Annotated in this window: 13 protein-coding genes; 7 read left to right on the forward strand and 6 right to left on the reverse strand. The window is 73.3% G+C overall.

Annotation, left to right across the window (positions count from 1 at the left end; translation table 11 throughout):
• Positions 1–19 precede the first annotated feature (19 nt).
• Positions 20–466 (forward strand): RrF2 family transcriptional regulator, encoded by a 447-nt coding sequence (locus Srubr_RS39000; protein WP_189996437.1) that lies wholly within the window; start codon positions 20–22, stop codon positions 464–466.
• 7 nt (positions 467–473) lie between these two features.
• Here the strand turns inward: Srubr_RS39000 and Srubr_RS39005 are convergent, their stop codons facing one another.
• Entirely contained in the window at positions 474–1,658 is a 1,185-nt protein-coding gene (locus Srubr_RS39005) for a globin domain-containing protein (protein ID WP_189996438.1), read from the reverse strand.
• 545 nt (positions 1,659–2,203) lie between these two features.
• Positions 2,204–2,650 (reverse strand): MarR family winged helix-turn-helix transcriptional regulator, encoded by a 447-nt coding sequence (locus tag Srubr_RS39010; protein WP_189996439.1) that lies wholly within the window; start codon positions 2,648–2,650, stop codon positions 2,204–2,206.
• A gap of 274 nt (positions 2,651–2,924) precedes the next feature.
• Here Srubr_RS39010 and Srubr_RS39015 point away from each other — a divergent pair, with 274 nt between their 5' ends.
• From Srubr_RS39015 to Srubr_RS39030, 4 genes are all read left to right on the forward strand, one after another.
• Entirely contained in the window at positions 2,925–3,299 is a 375-nt protein-coding gene (locus Srubr_RS39015; RefSeq protein ID WP_189996440.1) for a nucleoside deaminase, read from the forward strand.
• A 318-nt stretch (positions 3,300–3,617) separates the two neighbouring features.
• On the forward strand, positions 3,618–3,938 hold the full coding sequence (locus Srubr_RS39020) for a DMT family transporter (RefSeq protein WP_189996441.1): 321 nt from the start codon (positions 3,618–3,620) through the stop codon (positions 3,936–3,938).
• Between the two features lie 46 nt (positions 3,939–3,984).
• The gene (locus Srubr_RS39025; protein WP_189996442.1) at positions 3,985–4,416 is read left to right on the forward strand and encodes a DMT family transporter; all 432 of its coding nucleotides are present in this window, start codon (positions 3,985–3,987) and stop codon (positions 4,414–4,416) included.
• Between the two features lie 725 nt (positions 4,417–5,141).
• Positions 5,142–6,503 carry a glutamine synthetase family protein gene (locus Srubr_RS39030; RefSeq protein WP_189996443.1) on the forward strand — a complete coding sequence of 454 codons (1,362 nt, stop codon included), beginning with the start codon at positions 5,142–5,144 and terminating at the stop codon, positions 6,501–6,503.
• 51 nt (positions 6,504–6,554) lie between these two features.
• On the opposite strand, the gene Srubr_RS39035 is transcribed toward Srubr_RS39030, so the two are convergent.
• The 4 genes from Srubr_RS39035 to Srubr_RS39050 all read right to left on the reverse strand — a co-directional run bounded on the left by Srubr_RS39035 (position 6,555) and on the right by Srubr_RS39050 (position 12,213).
• Positions 6,555–8,912, reverse strand: a complete 2,358-nt coding sequence (locus tag Srubr_RS39035) for an Orn/Lys/Arg family decarboxylase (protein WP_189996444.1) — start codon at positions 8,910–8,912, stop codon at positions 6,555–6,557.
• Between the two features lie 142 nt (positions 8,913–9,054).
• The gene (locus tag Srubr_RS39040) at positions 9,055–10,074 is read right to left on the reverse strand and encodes a TolB family protein (protein ID WP_189996445.1); all 1,020 of its coding nucleotides are present in this window, start codon (positions 10,072–10,074) and stop codon (positions 9,055–9,057) included.
• Positions 10,071–11,324 carry an MFS transporter gene (locus Srubr_RS39045; protein ID WP_189996446.1) on the reverse strand — a complete coding sequence of 418 codons (1,254 nt, stop codon included), beginning with the start codon at positions 11,322–11,324 and terminating at the stop codon, positions 10,071–10,073. The genes Srubr_RS39040 and Srubr_RS39045 overlap by 4 nt, the downstream gene beginning before the upstream one ends.
• Position 11,325: 1 nt before the next feature.
• Positions 11,326–12,213 carry an alkaline phosphatase family protein gene (locus tag Srubr_RS39050; protein WP_189996447.1) on the reverse strand — a complete coding sequence of 296 codons (888 nt, stop codon included), beginning with the start codon at positions 12,211–12,213 and terminating at the stop codon, positions 11,326–11,328.
• Positions 12,214–12,340: 127 nt separating this feature from the next.
• Here Srubr_RS39050 and Srubr_RS39055 point away from each other — a divergent pair, with 127 nt between their 5' ends.
• Both Srubr_RS39055 and Srubr_RS39060 read left to right on the forward strand, forming a co-directional pair.
• Entirely contained in the window at positions 12,341–13,222 is an 882-nt protein-coding gene (locus Srubr_RS39055; protein WP_189996448.1) for a DUF72 domain-containing protein, read from the forward strand.
• 705 nt (positions 13,223–13,927) lie between these two features.
• On the forward strand, positions 13,928–16,924 hold the full coding sequence (locus Srubr_RS39060) for a bifunctional [glutamine synthetase] adenylyltransferase/[glutamine synthetase]-adenylyl-L-tyrosine phosphorylase (protein WP_189996449.1): 2,997 nt from the start codon (positions 13,928–13,930) through the stop codon (positions 16,922–16,924).
• Positions 16,925–17,069: the final 145 nt, after the last annotated feature.

The following is a 17,069-nucleotide window of genomic DNA, read 5'->3' on the forward strand; positions in this document are numbered from 1 at the left end:
CGTTACCTACGCTCGCCGTATGCGGCTGCTGCGCTCCACCGATCTGGCCCTGCGCGTCCTGATGCGACTCGCGGTCGCCGCCGACGCCACCCCCACGACCCGCCAGGTCGCCGCCGACATGGAGGTGCCGTACACACATGCCACGAAGGTGGTCGCCGAGCTGCAGCACCTCGGCCTGGTCGACGCCCGCCGGGGCCGGGGCGGCGGGCTGGCGCTGACGGAGCGGGGCCGCACGGCGTCCGTGGGCGTGGTGGTGCGCACCTTCGAGGGCGAGGGCGACGTGGTGGACTGCGAGGGCACCCCGGGCTGCCCGCTGCGCTCCGGCTGCCGGCTGCGGGGCGCGTTGCGACGGGCCCAGGAGGCGTTCTTCGCCGCCCTGGACCCGGTCACCGTCGCCGACATCGTCACCGACCCCACCGGCCCCCTGCTGCTCGGTATCTCGCGGGGGCCGGCGGAGCGGGACTGAGGCGCCGCTAGCCCTGCGCCAGCCACAGGTCGGGGCCGAACACCTCGTAGTGGATGGCGGCCGGGGCCACGCCCTTGTCGATCAGCTGGGCGCGGACCGCGCGCATGAACGGCAGCGGGCCGCACAGGTACGCGCGCGTGCCGGGCCGTACGGCGATGTCCGCCAGGTCGACCAGGCCGGTGCGGCTGCCCGGTCCGGCGTCCCGCTCGTAGAAGAAGTGCACCTCGGCGTCGGACAGCTTGCCGGCGTAGGAGCTGTGGTCGGCGCGCAGGGCGTGGTCGGCGGGGGAGCGGTCGCCGTGGACCACGGTGACCGGGCCGCGGTGGCCGCCGGCGGCGAGGCCGGCCAGCATCGCGATCATCGGGGTCACGCCGATGCCCGCCGAGGCGAGCAGCACCGGGGTGTCGTCACCGGCGTCCAGGAACAGGTCGCCGTAGGGCTCGGACAGCTGAAGGACGTCACCGGGCTTGACGTGTGCGTGCAGGTGGGTGGAGACCTCGCCGTCGGGCGTGGTGCCGCCGTGCACCCGCTTGACGCTGAACTGGCGCACCGAGTCGGCCGGCGCCCCGGTCAGGCTGTACTGCCGTATCTGCCGGGCGCCGTCGGGCAGGGTGACGCCGACGGAGACGTACTGACCGGCGCGGAAGGCCCTGACCGGGCCGCCGTCGGCCGGGCGCAGCCGGAAGGTGACGACGTCCGCGGTCTCCTCGACCCGCTCGACCACCTCCCAGCGGCGCGGGCCCGGGCCGCCGCTCTCCTCGTACAGCCGCTTCTCGGTCGCGATGAGCGCGTTGGCCATCAGCCAGTAGACCTCGTCCCAGGCGGCGGCCACCTCGGGCGTGACGGCCTCGCCCAGGATCTCGGCGATGGCGGCGAAGAGGTGCTCGTGGACGACCTGGTACTGCTCCGGCGCCACGCCCAGGGAGGCGTGCTTGTGGGCGATGCGGGCGAGCATCGCGTCCGGCCGCCGGCCGGGATGGTCCAGCAGGTGCGTGGCGAAGGCGGCGATGGAGCCGGCGAGGGCCTGCCGCTGGGTGCCGGCGGCCTGGTTGCCGCGGTTGAACAGGTCCCGCAGCAGTTCGGGGTGGGCGGCGAAGAGACGGTCGTAGAACCGCTCGGTGATCTCGCCGATGGCCGCGCCGACGGCGGGCAGGGTGGCGCGGACGGTGGCTGCGGACTGCTCGGTCAGCATCACGACTCCTCGTGAGATGTCGGGGCACCGCCACGCTATGAAAACTTGCATCTGAGATGCAAGTTAAGTGGGGAGTCGCTCACCCCTGCGTCGTGCTCCAGGGGACCGGCACGGCGACGGAAGCCGGGCGGCCGCCTCGTGCGCCCCGGCCAGGTGCGGGGCGTGCCGGAACAGCACCTGGTTGGCGGTCGGGAGCGGGAAGTCCGGTTCCCGCTCCAGGGCGTCGATGCCACCCACCGCCCGGATGCCGTTGCCGGCCACCGGGACGGCCTCGGGCCGGTACCGGGCGACCGTGGCGCGGATTCACCGAGTCGCGCCGAAGAAACGGCGGAGCCGAGGCGGGATCACCCGTAACGGAGCTATATGCAGAATCAAGCATGTTATTGGCCTGCATGCAGTGATGCACCTCACTCCCTTCGGGTGGATGGTCGCGCTCCATATTTGCTCAGGCAGTCAAGGGTTTCGGCGGCAACGCCCGCTGTCACGGTGCCGGCGGCGGCCGGGACGGGGGGCGGCCGGGACGGGGGCGCTGGGGGCGGGTGCGCTCAGCGGGCGCTGCGCAGCGCCTGGACCGTGCCGGCCAGTTCAGGGGTGGCGCCGGCGGTGTTCAGCGCCGCGCTCAGGACCTCGGAGTAGGTGCCGCGGGCCTCGGCGTAGCGTTCCTTGCCCTCGTCGGTGATGACGGCGTAGACACCGCGCTTGTCCCCCGGACAGAGGTCCCGGAAGGCGTAACCGGCCGAGAAGAGCCTGCCGACCAGCCGGGTCACCGAGCTCTGCCCGAGCCCGACCTTGTCGGCGAGTTCCTGCATCCGCAGCTCACCGGCCTTCGACTGGACCAGGCACTCCAGGGCGCGGAACTCGGAGAGCCCGATGCCGTGTTTGCGTTGCAGGGCCTGGGTGAGCCGGCGCTCGACGTGCGCGTGCAGGGTGAGGACCTTCCCCCACATGGCCTGGTCGGACGCGGCGGCCGGCGTACAGGAGATCGTGGTCATGGTGCGGCTCCTTCTCAGCTGCGCATTGACAACAAGATACATGTTCATGCAAGCTTCGAGCTGTTCCCAGACCCCGGCCGCCGGACGTCATGGGGCCCAATAAGATGTACGTACAAGCAAATATGGAGGTTCCCGTGTTGGTTCTGTCGCATCCCAAGACATCCGCGAGCACGCCGAAGGGGAAGTGCGCGCCCTTGCGGACACTCCCCTCCGTCCCGGTTCCCGGCGGCGGCCTTCCGCGCCGCCCGGCCACGGTCTGAGGCGGGGAGTACAGGTGTCGGCTTCCGGACTCTCGGAGAGCGAGCTGACCGAGTACGCCCGTGAGGCGGTACGGATCAGCCGCAAACACGTCGCCAAGGGCGGCATCCCGTTCTCCGGTGTGGTGGTCAACGGCGGCCGCGTCCTCGGCACCGGCGTCAACCGGGTCCGCGAGGACGCCGACTCCACCGCGCACGCCGAGGTCGTCGCTTTGCGCGAGGCCGCCGCCACGTACGGGCCGCACGCCACCGCCGGGGCCACCCTGTTCGCCTCCGGCGAGCCCTGCGCCCTGTGTTACATGGCTTCGCTGCACTTCAACGTCGGCCACATCGTCCACGTGGCCGAACAGGCGGTGGCCCGGGGTGCCGCCTGCGGGATCGACGGCTGCTGACCCGGAGCGGAACGTCCGGACGGCCCCGGTGCTGTGAACCCTCGCCGGTGTCCGGTCGCTCCGGTGCTGTGAACCCTCGTCTGCGCCCGGTCGCTCCGGCGCTGAACCCCCGCCTGCGCCCGGCCGTCCCGGCGCTGTGAACTCCCGCCGGCATCCGGCCGTCCCGGCGTTCGCGGCGCGGTGCGGACCTCCGCCGGCGTCCCGGCGTCCCGGCGGACCACCTCCCCGCCGTGGCCGCCACCCGTTCGCCCGGTACGGCCTCCCGCCACGGCCGGCTGCCCCCGCAAGCCCGGCCTCCACCGAACACAAGGACTCCTCATGCACTGGCTCTACCTCGCCATCGCGGACATCTTCGAGATCGCCGTCGCCATCGCGGCCGGCAAGGCCGAGGGCTTCAAGAACCGCAAGTGGACCATCGTGACCCTGGTCAGCGGTGCCCTCGGGACCTTCTTCCTCAGCAAGGCGCTGCTGACCTTCAACGTCGGCGTCGGTTACGCCATCTGGACGTCCGTCGCCGGTGTCGGCATCACCCTGCTCGGCGCGCTGCTCTTCGCCCAGCGCCTGAACTGGCGCAAGGCGCTCGGCATCCTCGCCATCATCGTCGGCGTCGTCGGCCTCCAGCTCAGCGGCGCCGCCTGAGCGGCCCGTCCGCAGTCCGCCCCCCTTCACGAGAGGACCCACCCACATGTCCGACACCGGCCGCTCCTCCGCCGACTCCTGGCTCACGCTCCTGCTCGCCGGAGTCTTCGAAATCGGCTACGCGCTCTCCGTCGGCGGCAGCCACGGCTTCACCCGGCTGACCTGGTCGCTGGTCGCCGTCGTGTTCTTCCTGCTGACCCTGTGGGCGCTGAGCGTCGCGCTGCGCACCATCGACGTCAGCATCGGCTACGCCGTCTGGGCGGGGATCGGGGCGGCCGGCGCGGCGCTGCTCGGCCCCGTCTTCTTCGACGAGACCCTCACCGCGGGCCAGGCCGTGTGGCTCGTCGTGATCATCGTCGGTGTGGTCTGGCTCAAGCTCGCCGACCGGCCGGGGAAGACCCAGGAACCCGTCGAGAGCCCGCAGGCCGCCCAGGGGATCGCCGCCAGGGCGCAGGAAGCCCAGGTCGTGGAGCACTGACCAGGTGCCGTACTCCCCGCCGGCCGGATCGCTGTCCATGACAACGGTCCGGCTCGGGCCGTTGCCGGGGCGGCGATGGCGGCGGTGAAGCGCCGGCAGACAGGGCCGCCGGGGCCCGCCCGCACCAGGTGGCGGCGCGCGGGAGCCCGCCGGGGTTCACCCGTGCCGTGTTCCGGCACCCAGGACCCCGCCGGCCCGCTCCGAACGCCGAGGCCCCGGGCGGCGACCCGCCCCGCCTCGGTCCCGTCTCCAGTCCTGTCTCAGCTGTCCTGTCGCAGGTCCTGTCTCGCGTCCTGCTCGCCGACGGCCCATTCCTCCATCCCGTCCGGCACCTCCCGCAACAGCGCCCCGCGGCGGGACCGGGCCGTCGCCCGGCTCGTGAGGTGGGACCACCGAGCTGATGGAACGGCTGAACGGAGTCCGGCGGGTTGAGGTACGCGAGTTCGCCGCCCAGAAGGGCACGCACGGTGCCCTGGCGAGGGCGGTCCTGGCGGAACCTTCCGCGGGGCCGGGCCGGGCGCCCGTTACGGATGCCGGGGTGAGAAGGCAAGATGGGCGAGAGCGCGGTACACGTGCCGTACAGCAGGCCTTCGGCGCGGGGACGCTCGGGCGATCACGCTCCGCAACGCGCGTGAAATGCTGTTGTGGTGGGATGCTCAGGTGCCCGACCGCCTCCCGCAGTACCAGGGCAGGCGGCCTGACCAGCAAGGATGGGGAAGCGGAAGATGGACAAGCAGCAGGAGTTCGTGCTCCGGACCTTGGAGGAGCGCGACATCCGGTTCGTACGCCTGTGGTTCACGGACGTGCTGGGCTTCCTCAAGTCCGTCGCCGTGGCCCCCGCCGAACTGGAACAGGCCTTCGACGAGGGCATCGGCTTCGACGGCTCCGCGATCGAGGGCTTCGCCCGGGTCTACGAGTCCGACATGATCGCCAAGCCGGACCCGGCCACCTTCCAGGTCCTGCCGTGGCGCGCGGAGACCCCCGGCACGGCCCGCATGTTCTGCGACATCCTCATGCCGGACGGCTCCCCGTCCTTCGCCGACCCGCGCTACGTCCTCAAGCGGGCCCTCGCCCGCACCTCCGACCTGGGCTTCACCTTCTACACCCATCCCGAGATCGAGTTCTTCCTGCTGAAGGACCGCCCGCTGGACGGCTCCCGCCCCACCCCGGCCGACAACTCGGGCTACTTCGACCACACCCCGACCAGCGTCGGCATGGACTTCCGCCGCCAGGCGATCACCATGCTGGAGTCGATGGGCATCTCGGTGGAGTTCTCCCACCACGAGGGCGCGCCCGGCCAGCAGGAGATCGACCTGCGCTACGCCGACGCGCTGTCCACGGCCGACAACATCATGACCTTCCGCCTGGTCATGAAGCAGGTGGCGCTGGAGCAGGGGGTCCACGCCACGTTCATGCCGAAGCCGTTCTCCGAGCACCCCGGCTCCGGCATGCACACCCACCTGTCGCTCTTCGAGGGCGACCGCAACGCGTTCTACGAGTCCGGCGCCGAGTACCAGCTCTCCAAGGTCGGCCGCTCCTTCATCGCCGGCCTGCTCAGGCACGCCGCCGAGATCTCCGCGGTCACCAACCAGTGGGTGAACTCCTACAAGCGCATCTGGGGCGGCTCCGAGCGCACGGCGGGCGCCGGCGGCGAGGCCCCGTCGTACATCTGCTGGGGCCACAACAACCGCAGCGCCCTGGTCCGCGTCCCGATGTACAAGCCCGGCAAGACCGGCTCGGCGCGCGTGGAGGTCCGCTCCCTGGACTCCGGCGCGAACCCCTACCTGGCCTACGCCGTCCTCCTCGCCGCCGGCCTGAAGGGCATCGAGGAGGGCTACGAGCTCCCGCCGGGCGCCGAGGACGACGTCTGGGCCCTGTCCAACGCCGAGCGCCGCGCGATGGGCATCGAGCCCCTCCCGCAGAACCTCGGCGAGGCCCTGACCCTCATGGAGGGCAGCGACCTGGTCGCCGAGACCCTCGGCGAGCACGTCTTCGACTTCTTCCTGCGCAACAAGCGCCAGGAGTGGGAGGAGTACCGCTCGGAGGTCACCGCGTTCGAGCTGCGGAAGAACCTGCCGGTGCTGTAGCCTCCGGACGCGCGGGGGCCGGCGTTCGCAAACCGCCGGCCCCCGCGCGTGTCACTCCTGCCGCAGGCACTCGATCTCGTAGTCCCCCGTGTCCTCGTCGATCGTCACGCCGTGGGTCTCGCTGCGGAAGCCGGGGAAGCGGCGGTCGAAGGTCTCCAGGGCGGTGAGGTAGCGCAGCAGGGGGCCGTCGGGGGCGCCGGTGGACTCGCCGGGCATGAGGACCGGGATGCCCGGCGGGGTCACCGTGACCATCGCCGCCGCCACCCGGTGCGCCGCGTCGGCGATACGGACCCGTTCCGTGCCGCCGCGCACCAGCCGCTGGTAGCAGTACTGCGGCGGGTGGACCGGCTCCGGGAGCTCCTGGAACGCGGTGTCCAGCAGCTCCACCAGGCGGGCCGAGCGCAGCTGGTCGTGCATCTCCTGGCACAGCTGCCGCAGGGTCATCGCCGCGTACCGGCGCGGGTGCGCGGCCACCGCCTCGGGCAGCACGCGGTCCAGCGGGGCGTCGCCGTCGTAGAGGGCCTTGAAGTCCATCAGGGCGTCCAGCAGCGTGCCCCACTTGCCCTTCGTGATGCCCATCGAGAACAGGATCAGCGTGGTGTAGCTGTCGGTCTTCTCGACCACGATGCTCCGGGTCGCCAGGTACGCCGTCAGCACCCGCGCCGGGATGCCCTCCTCGGCCATCTCACCGGTCGCCGTGATCCCCGGGCAGGTCAGCGTGACCTTGACCGGGTCCAGCATGCAGTGGCCCTCGGTCAGCCCCGGGAAGCCGTGCCAGGCCGCGCCCGGCTCCAGCAGCCAGCAGGACTGCTCCCGGCCCAGCAGCTCCGGCGGCGCCTCGTCGAAGGCCAGCCGCTTGCCCGTCGCCGGGTCGGTGACCTCCGCCGGCTGCCAGACGCCGAAGAACCACGGCGGCCGGTCCCCGGCGCTCGCCACCCGCCGCCCCAGCCGCACCATCTCCTGCCGGAACCGGACGGCCTCGGTGACCGCCTCGTCCACCAGCCACTCGCCCTGCGGCCCGTCCATCATCGCCGTCGCCACGTCCAGCGAGGCGATCATCGGGTACAGCGGGGAGGTGGTGCCGTGCATCATCAGGGCCTCGTTGAACCGGTCGTGCTCCACCGGGGCCCGGGGCGCCGGCCGTACGTGCACCATCGCCGACTGCGACAGCGCGGCCAGCAGCTTGTGCGTGGACTGGGTCGCGAACACCGTCGGCCGCTCGGGCCCGGGGAAGGCCGCCTCGTCCACGGACATGCCGTACCGGCCCGCGTACAGCGGGTGGAAGCGGGCGTAGGCGAACCACGCCTCGTCGAAGTGCACCCGCGGAGTGCTGGCCGCGAGCGCCTTCGCGGCCGGTACGGCGTCGTAACTCAGTCCGTCGTAGGTGGAGTTGGTGAACACCGCGTACTGGGGGTCGCGCGTGGCGGCGCCCTCGGCGAGCGGGTGCGCGGCGATCCGGGCCGCGATCGACTCCGCCGCCAGCTCGGCCGGGGGCAGCGGGCCGGCCAGGCCGTAGCCGTTGCGGGTCGGGATGAGGTAGACCGGCCGGGCGCCGGAGACCACCAGGCCGTGCAGCACCGACTTGTGGCAGTTGCGGTCCACCAGCGCCAGCTCGTCCCGGGTGACGCTGAAGTGGCCCACCAGGCGGTTGCAGGTGGAGTCGCCGTGCAGCACGAAGTAGGTCAGGTCGGCGCCGAAGACCCGGGCCGCGTTGCGCTCGGCCTCGCCGATGGGCCCGGTGTGCTCGAACAGCGAGCCCAGTTCCTCCACCGAGATCGACAGGTCCGAGCGGAGCAGCCGCTCGCCGAAGTACTCGTGGAAGGCGCGCCCGGCGGGCGACTTCAGGAAGGCGACGCCGCCGGAGTGGGCCGGGGTGTGCCAGGAGTACTCGTGCGCGTCGTGGAAGTGGCGCAGCGCCCGGAAGAACGGCGGCAGCACGTCCTCCCGGTAGGTGCGGGCGGCGCTGGTGATCCGGCCCGCGATGAACCCGGGGGTGTCCTCCAGCGGCCAGACGTACCCGATGACCGTCTCCGACACCCACAGCGGCAGTTCCCGCACGCCCTCCTCGGCCATGACCAGGAACACCGGCAGATTCCGGTAGCGCCGCCCGATCCGGCGCAGTACGGCGGCCCCGCCCGCGCCCTCCTCCAGGGCGCCGGCCGGCCCGGCGAGCGCCGCCCCCGGACCGTCACCGGCCCGGGCGCCGCCGGGCAGGTCCCACGCCACCAGGGCCGCCGCCAGGCCCGCCTCGGTGCGCAGTACCGCGTCGGCGTCCTCGGCGGTGACGGCCCAGCGCACCCCGAAGCCGTCCGCCTCCACCGCCTCCCGGATCTTCCGCAACTGCTCGGCGCCGGCACCCTCCGCACGCGGGTGCTCCGGCACCGCCACCAGGATCCTGCTCTCGCTCATCCGGTGCCCTGCCCTCTCCCGGCGGCCGCCCGGCCGCCGCCGCGGAAAGTCTCCGGCGCGGCCCGCCGGGCGAGGGGGCGGCGGCGACGGCAGAACACCCGGATAGCGCATCATCCGACCACCGCATTGACGCAAAGGGCGGCTAACCGAGGTACGCGGGCGACACCGCGGCCCGGCTGATCTCCCGCGCCCGGCCCGACCCGTCCGCCGGGACCTCGTACAGGTCGGCGCCGTAGTCCCCGGGGAGCGTGTACACGAGCGTGCGCGCGTCCCGCCACACCGCCTGGTCGTCCACGCTGCGCGGTTCGGCGAGCGCGGTCTCCCGCATCGTCCGCAGGTCGAGGACGTACAGCCGCCAGGGCGCGTCCTCCGGCAGCCCCGCGACCCGCTTCTTGTACGCGACCCGGGTGCCGTCCGGCGACAACGACGGGCACTCCACGTTGGCGTGCAGGGTGGTGACCGTACGCGCGCGCAGGTCGCCGCGGACCAGGTACGTGCGGCCCTTCGTGGCGAGCGTGGCGTAGAACGTACGGTCGTCGTCCGTGAACGTCACGCCCCAGAAGTTGACGTCCGCCGACCGGTAGGGACGCCCGTCCTTGACGATCCGGAACGCCTCCAGGGAGGGGATCAGCTCCCCGCCGCGGGTGTCCACGACCGCCGTCCGCGTGGAGAAGTCCGTCCCCGCGTACGAGTCGCCGCCCACGAACGCCGTCCAGGCGGCGAAGTGCCCGGTGGGGGAGACCCGGGCGCGGGAGGGGATGCCCGGCACGTCGTAGCGGTTCCGGATGTGCAGAGAGGCGTCCAGGACCAGTGCGCGGTAGGTGTCCGACACGGGTCCGCGCACCGCCTGTAGACACACTCCGGTGCCCGCGGCGGCGTAGAACCTGAGGCACTTCAGCCCGGCGGCGGTGCGCGGCCCGTCCGGGTCGTTGGCCGGGACGCTCGTCAGCTCGTCCCGGTGCGGCCCCCACGCCAGGTTCCGGAACACCAGCCGCCCGGACCCGCGCAGCGACACCGTGCCGGACGTGACGCGCGGCCCGCCCGCCTGCGTGTGGTCACGGCGCTCGGCCCGCGCGGAGGCGTGCAGGACGGCGGCCAGCCCGACCGCCGCGAGCACGGTGAGGGCCGAGACGAGGACCAGCACCCGATTGCGTACGCTCACGCGCCCACCACTCCCTTCGGACGCAGCGTCAGGGCGAACGCCACGCAGCCCACGAGCGCCACCGCCGCCCCGGCCAGCGCCGCCCGGTCGCCCCACACCGTCCAGGCCGCGCCGAACAGCAGCGAGCAGGCGAACCGGGTCAGCGCCTGCCCGGTCTGCACGACGGCCAGCCCGGAGGAGCGCAGCCCCTCCGGCACGCTGTCGGAGGCGGCGGCCATCAGCACCCCGTCGGTGGCCGCGTAGAAGCAGCCGTGCAGGGCGAGCACCAGCCAGGGCAGCGCGGTGCCGCGCCAGGAGCCGAGCAGCAGCCCGTACCCGGCGAGCAGGGCGCCGTGACCGGCGAGGAAGACCGTCCAGCGGCCCACCCGGTCCGCGAGCCGGCCGAGCGGCACCGCCAGCAGCAGGAACGCGGCGGCCGTGCCGAGCGGCAGCAGCGCGAACCAGCGGTCCGGGACCCCGAGCCTGCGCTGGAGCAGCAGGTACACGAAGGAGTCGCTGACCGTGGCCAGGCCCAGCAGCAGCGCGCACCCGGTGATCCGGCGCAGGTCGCGGCGGCGCAGCAGGGCGAACGCGGCCCGCAGCGTGGGCCGTTGTACCGCCGTCGGCGCGCCCCGCCCGCCCGGCACGAACAGCACCAGCACCAGCACGCCGGCCGCGGCGACGCAGAAGCTGACGGTGAACACCGCGTCGTAGCCGTCCACGGTGGCCCGCAGGATCCAGAAGGCCACCAGCGGTCCGAGCAGCGCCCCGGCGGTGTCCATCGCCCGGTGCACGCCGAAGGCCCGGCCGCGCGTCTCCGGCGTGCTGGACAGCGAGATCAGCGCGTCCCTGGGCGCGGTCCGCAGCCCCTTGCCGGTCCGGTCGGCGGCGAGCACCACCCCGATCGGCGTCAGCGAGTGCGCCACCAGCAGCAGCGGCTTGCACACGGCCGAGATGCCGTAGCCCAGCCCGGCGATCCACTTGTGCCGCCCGCCGCCCCGGTCGGCGAAGTGCCCGCCGACCAGCCGGACCAGCGCGGAGAACCCGTTGTAGACGCCGTCCAGGAGCCCGAACCCCAGCGGCGACAGACCCAGACCGCTCACCAGGTACAACGGCAGCACCGCCGTCACCATCTCCGAGGAGACGTCGGTGACCAGGCTCACCGTCCCCAGCGCGAGCACGGTCGGCGTGACCGCCGCACGGCGCCGCCCGGCCGGGGGCCGGACGGCGTCATGAGCGGACGTACTGGCACGACTGTCCGCTACGTACACGTCAGGACGCCCAGATCCCGGTGATGTCCTCGGCGGAGGCCGCGTTGCCCGCGTGCGTGGTCAGCCCCTGGGTGTCCTCCAGGGTGCGCAGCAGGTCGTAGTGGTTGTAGGTGGTGCTCGAAGAGGACCCGGCGGCGACGGGCTGCCCGTAGAACACGGTCGGAATCCGGTTCCCGCTCAGCCGGTTGTCCTCGTCGAAGGTGACGACGAGCAGGCTGTTGTGGGTCTTGGCCCAGGTGGCGTAGGCGCCCAGGTTGTTCTTCAGCCAGGTGTCACCGGTGGACACCGAGCAGTCGTGCATGTCGCTGCACAGGTTCGGCACCACGAACGACAGCTGGGGCAGCGTCGAGTAGTCGGTGGGGAACTGCGCGAACGTCTTGGCGGTGGACGTGGGCACATTGCTGAACCCGAACCAGGGGTTGTGCTTGCGCGCGTACTTGCCGCTGCTGCACGTCGTGGACCCCTGGCTCGGCAGGGTCTCGTTGTAGCTGGCCCAGCTGCGCCCGGCGGCGATCATCTCGGACGCCAGGTTGGGCGCCGAGGAGAAGCCCGGGGTGTAGCAGCTGTCGTCGGTGATGCCCTGCGTGGAGCCGGAGAACATCGCGAAGTAGTTGGGCTGGCTCGGATGGGTCTCGGCGTACGACTGGGTCAGGTTGGCACCTCCCGCCTTCAGCGAGTTGAGGTACGGCGCGCTGGACGACCCGATGACCTGGCTGTACGCGTGGTTCTCGAAGACCACGACGACGACGTGGTCCGGGCGGGGCACGGTGCCCGCGGCGTGCGCGGACTCCTGGCCGAGCCCGGTCCACAGCCCGGCCGCGGCCGCGGCGAGGGCCGCCGTACCGGCCACGAGGGCCCGGGCGCGGCGGTACACGGAACTGCCGGACACTTCAACCTCCGGAAATGGGTGGACGGCTGGCGGTGCGGACAGAGCATGCACACGCCAAAATGCCCGCGCCGCACGCGAGCCAACCCCACGGGTGAAGACCGGATGAACGCCGGGTACCCCCGCCCCCATGGCGGACATCCTCATCGGCACCTGCGGCTGGACCGACCCGAACCTGCTCCGGAGCGACTGGTACCCCCCGGGCACCGGCACTCCCGAGAAACGCCTGCGCCACTACGCCACCCGCTTCCCCCTGGTGGAGGCGGACTCGCCGTACTACGCCCTGCCGTCCTCCCGCACCACCACCCACTGGGCGGAACGCACACCCCCCGGTTTCCGCTTCGACGTCAAGGCGTTCTCCCTCCTCACCGGCCACCCCACCCGCCCCGCGGCCCTCCCCCCGGACCTGCGCGCCCACCCCCGGAACGAGGCCCTGCGTACGGAGGTCTGGACCCGCTACGCCGAAGCCCTGACCCCCCTGCTCCACTCCGGCCGCCTCGGCACCCTCCTCTTCCAGTACCCGGCCTCCCTCCACCCCGGCCCCGAGGCCGAGACCTTCATCCGCACCGCCCGCGAACGCGCCGAAGGCTGGCCCTTCGCCGTGGAGTTCCGCGACCCCGCCTGGTGGCACCCGGCGAACGCCCCCCGCACGACCTCCTTCCTCAAGGACCTGAACGCCACGGCGGTGGCCACGGACACCCCCGACCCCCGGCACCCCGTCCCCGTCACCACCCCCCACCTCACCATCGTCCGCTTCCACGGCCGCAGCCCCCACTGGCGCACCGGCACCAAGGAAGACCGCTTCCGCCACACCTACACCGAGCGTGAACTGGAGGAATGGCTCCCCCACATCCACACCTCAGCGGCAGCCGCCGCCGAAACCCACCTCCTCTTCAACAACTGCTGCGGCGACGCGGCTCCAAGGGCGGCCGAGATGATGCGAGACCTACTGAGCAGGAGGGGAATCCCACACCAGAGGACAGCGCCGGAGGGGAGGCCGACGGGCCCATAGAAAAGCGGACCCGCGCCCGCCCACGGCGGCCCGGGAACGGGGAGGCGAAGCGAACCCGAGGCCGCGCACGGCGGGAAGGGGACGTTGGCGGGTTGTGTCCGCCCGCAGCGGCCGGCGAGAAGTCCGGCGACGCACGAGAGACAGGGCGCCGGACCGAGGACGGACACTGCCCACCGCGGCCCCGACTCCCACACGACAGTGGGCGCGACCGCAACCACGACGAGCCCGCACGGGCCGTCGCAGGCACAAGGCCCGCGCGCCCGCACCCGTCGCAGGCACAAGGCCCGCGCGCCCGCACCCGTCGCAGGCACAAGGCCCGCGCGCCCGCACCCGTCGCAGGCACAAGGCCCGCGCGCCCGCACCCGTCGCAGGCACAAGGCCCGCGCGCCCGCACCCGTCGCAGGCACAAGGCCCGCGCGCCCGCACCCGTCGCAGGCACAAGGCCCGCGCGCCCGCACCCGTCGCAGGTACAAGGCCCGCGCGCCCGCACCCGCCGCAGGTACAAGGCCCGCACCCGCACCCGCCGCAGGTACAAGGCCCGCACCCGCACCCGCCGCAGGCACAAGGCCCGCACCCGCACCCGTCGCAGGTACAAGGCCCACGCACCCGCACCCGCCGCAGCACCGCCCCACCACCCAAGCCCCCCGCCCCCCGCCGGTTACGCTCGGGCCAGGACGCCGCACCACACCAGAGGAGACCACGGACATGACGCCGGGGCGCAGAAGCAGCACCTTCACCCGTCTGCTCCGACACGGCTTCACCGACCCCTCCGCAGCCGAACGCCTCCTGGACGGCCCCGAACTGGCCCCCGTCCGCAACGATCCCGTCCTCCTCGAAGCCCTCGGCGCCACCGCCGACCCCGACCTCGCCCTGCACGGCCTGGTCCGCCTCCTGGAGGCCCAGCCCACCCCCACCGCCCACCGCGAACTGCTGGACACCCTCATCGCGGCCAAACCCCTCCGCGACCGCCTCCTCGGCGTCCTCGGCGCCTCCACCGCCCTCGCCGACCACCTCACCCGCCATCCCACCGACTGGCACGCCCTGGTCACCTACGAACCGCACGACCTCCACCCGGGCGTCACGGAGTTCGAACGCGGCCTGGCCGAGGCCACCGACCCGGTCACCCTCCGCGTCGCCTACCGCCGCTGCCTGCTCTCCCTCGCCGCCCGCGACGTCTGCGGCACCACGGACGTCGCCGAGACCGCCGGCGAACTCGCCGACCTGGCCACCGCCACCCTCCGTACCGCCCTGTCCCTCGCGACCGCCGCCGCCCCCGAGGACGCCGCCGCCTGCCGCCTCGCGGTGATCGCGATGGGCAAGTGCGGCGGCCACGAACTGAACTACGTCTCCGACGTCGACGTGATCTTCGTGGCGGAACCGACGGAGGGCACCCCGGAGCAACAGGCCCTCCGGTCCGCCACGAAACTCGCCTCCCACCTGATGCGGATCTGCTCCGAGACGACCGTGGAGGGCTCCATCTGGCCGGTGGACGCCAACCTCCGCCCCGAGGGCCGCAACGGCCCCCTCGTGCGCACCCTCAGCAGCCACGTCGCCTACTACCAGCGCTGGGCCAAGACCTGGGAGTTCCAGGCCCTCCTCAAGGCCCGCCCGGTGGCCGGCGACCCGGCGCTCGGCCAGGCGTACCTGGACGCGCTGCACCCCCTCGTCTGGCAGGCGGCCGAGCGGGAGAACTTCGTGCCGGACGTGCAGAAGATGCGCCGCCGCGTGGTGGAGAACATCCCCGCGGCCGAGATCGACCGGGAACTCAAACTCGGCCCGGGCGGCCTGCGCGACGTGGAGTTCGCCGTCCAGCTCCTCCAGCTGGTGCACGGCCGCACCGACCCCGCCCTGCGCAGCGGCACCACCCTGGACGCCCTGGGGGCCCTGGCCGCCGGCGGCTACGTGGGCCGCGAGGACGCGGCCCGGCTGGACGAGGCGTACCGCTTCCTGCGCTCCATGGAGCACCGCATCCAGCTGTACCGGCTGCGCCGCACCCACCTCGTCCCCGAGGCGGAGACCGACCTGCGCCGCCTCGGCCGCTCGCTGGGCCTGCGCACCGACCCGGTGACCGAGCTGACCCGCGAGTGGAAGCGGCACACCACGGTCGTACGCCGCCTGCACGAGAAGCTGTTCTACCGTCCGCTGCTCGACGCTGTCGCCCAACTCGCGCCCGGCGAGGCACGGTTGAGCGCGGAGGCGGCCCGCGAACGCCTCATCGCCCTCGGCTACGCCGACCCGGCCGCCGCCCTGCGCCACCTGGAGGCCCTGGCCTCCGGCGTGACCCGCAAGGCGGCCATCCAGCGCACCCTGCTGCCCGTGCTGCTCGGCTGGTTCGCCGACTCCGCCGACCCGGACGCCGGCCTGCTGAACTTCCGCAAGGTCTCCGACGCGCTCGGCAAGACCCCCTGGTACCTGCGGCTGCTGCGCGACGAGGGCGCCGCGGCGGAGAACCTGGCCCGCGTGCTGTCGGCGGGCCGCCTCGCCCCCGACCTGCTGATGCGCGCACCGGAGGCGGTGGCCCTGCTCGGCGACGGCGACGGCGACGGCGGCCTCGCGCCCCGGCAGCGCGCCGCGCTGGAGCAGGAGATCCTGGCGGCCGTGGGCCGCGCCGAGAACGCCGTGCAGGGCGTCACGGCCGCCCGCGGCGTGCGCCGCCGCGAGCTGTTCCGCACCGCCGCCGCCGACATCGTCGGCTCCTACGGCACCGAGACCAGCCCCGCCGAGGCGGACCAGGGCGCCCTGGTGGACCGGGTCGGCGCGGCCGTCTCCGACCTCACCAAGGCCACCCTGGCCGGCACCCTGCGCGCGGTCGTCCGGGAGGGCTGGGGCGACACCCTGCCCACCCGGTTCGCGGTCATCGGCATGGGCCGCTTCGGCGGGCACGAGCTGGGCTACGGCTCCGACGCCGACGTGTTGTTCGTGCACGAGCCGAGGGAGGGCGTGGCCGAGCAGGAGGCGGCTGCCGCCGCCAACCGGGTCGTCGCCGAGATGCGCCGGCTGCTCCAGCTGCCCAGCGCCGACCCGCCGCTGCTCATCGACGCCGACCTGCGCCCGGAGGGCAAGTCGGGGCCGCTGGTGCGCACCCTGAAGTCGTACGAGGCGTACTACCGCCGCTGGTCCCTGGTCTGGGAGTCGCAGGCGCTGCTGCGGGCCGAGCCGGTGGCCGGCGACACCGACCTGGGCCGGCGCTTCGTCGAGCTGATCGACCCGCTGCGCTACCCGGCCAAGGGCCTCACCGAGGACGCGGTGCGCGAGATCCGCCGGCTGAAGGCGCGGATGGAGTCCGAGCGGCTGCCGCGCGGCGCCGACCCCAAGCTGCACACCAAGCTGGGCCCCGGCGGCCTGTCCGACGTGGAGTGGACGGTCCAGCTGCTCCAGCTCCGCCACGCCCACCACGAGCCGGGCCTGCGCACCACCCGCACCCGCGAGGCGCTGGCCGCCGCCCGCGCGGCCGGGCTGCTGTCCGCCGAGGACGCGGAGATCCTGGACGAGGCGTGGGTGCTGGCGAGCCGGGTGCGCAACGCGGTGATGCTGGTGCGCGGCCGGGCCGGGGACACCTTCCCCACCGAGCCGCGCGAGCTGGCCGCGGTGGGCCGCTACCTCGGCTACGGCGCCGGTCACGCCGGGGACATGCTGGACGCCTACCGCCGCACCACCCGCCGGGCCCGCACGGTGGTGGAGGACCTGTTCTACGGCGACTGACACCGGCCCGGACCCCCGAACCGCCCCACAACCGAACACCGCAACCCGCCCGCCCGAAGCCCGGACTCCGCGGCCGGAAGCCGGGACCCCGGGCGCGCCGGTAACCGGAACCTCGCGCCCGCCGGAAGCCGGGACCCCGCGCGCG

Source organism: Streptomyces rubradiris (assembly GCF_016860525.1).
Classification (GTDB): domain Bacteria; phylum Actinomycetota; class Actinomycetes; order Streptomycetales; family Streptomycetaceae; genus Streptomyces; species Streptomyces rubradiris.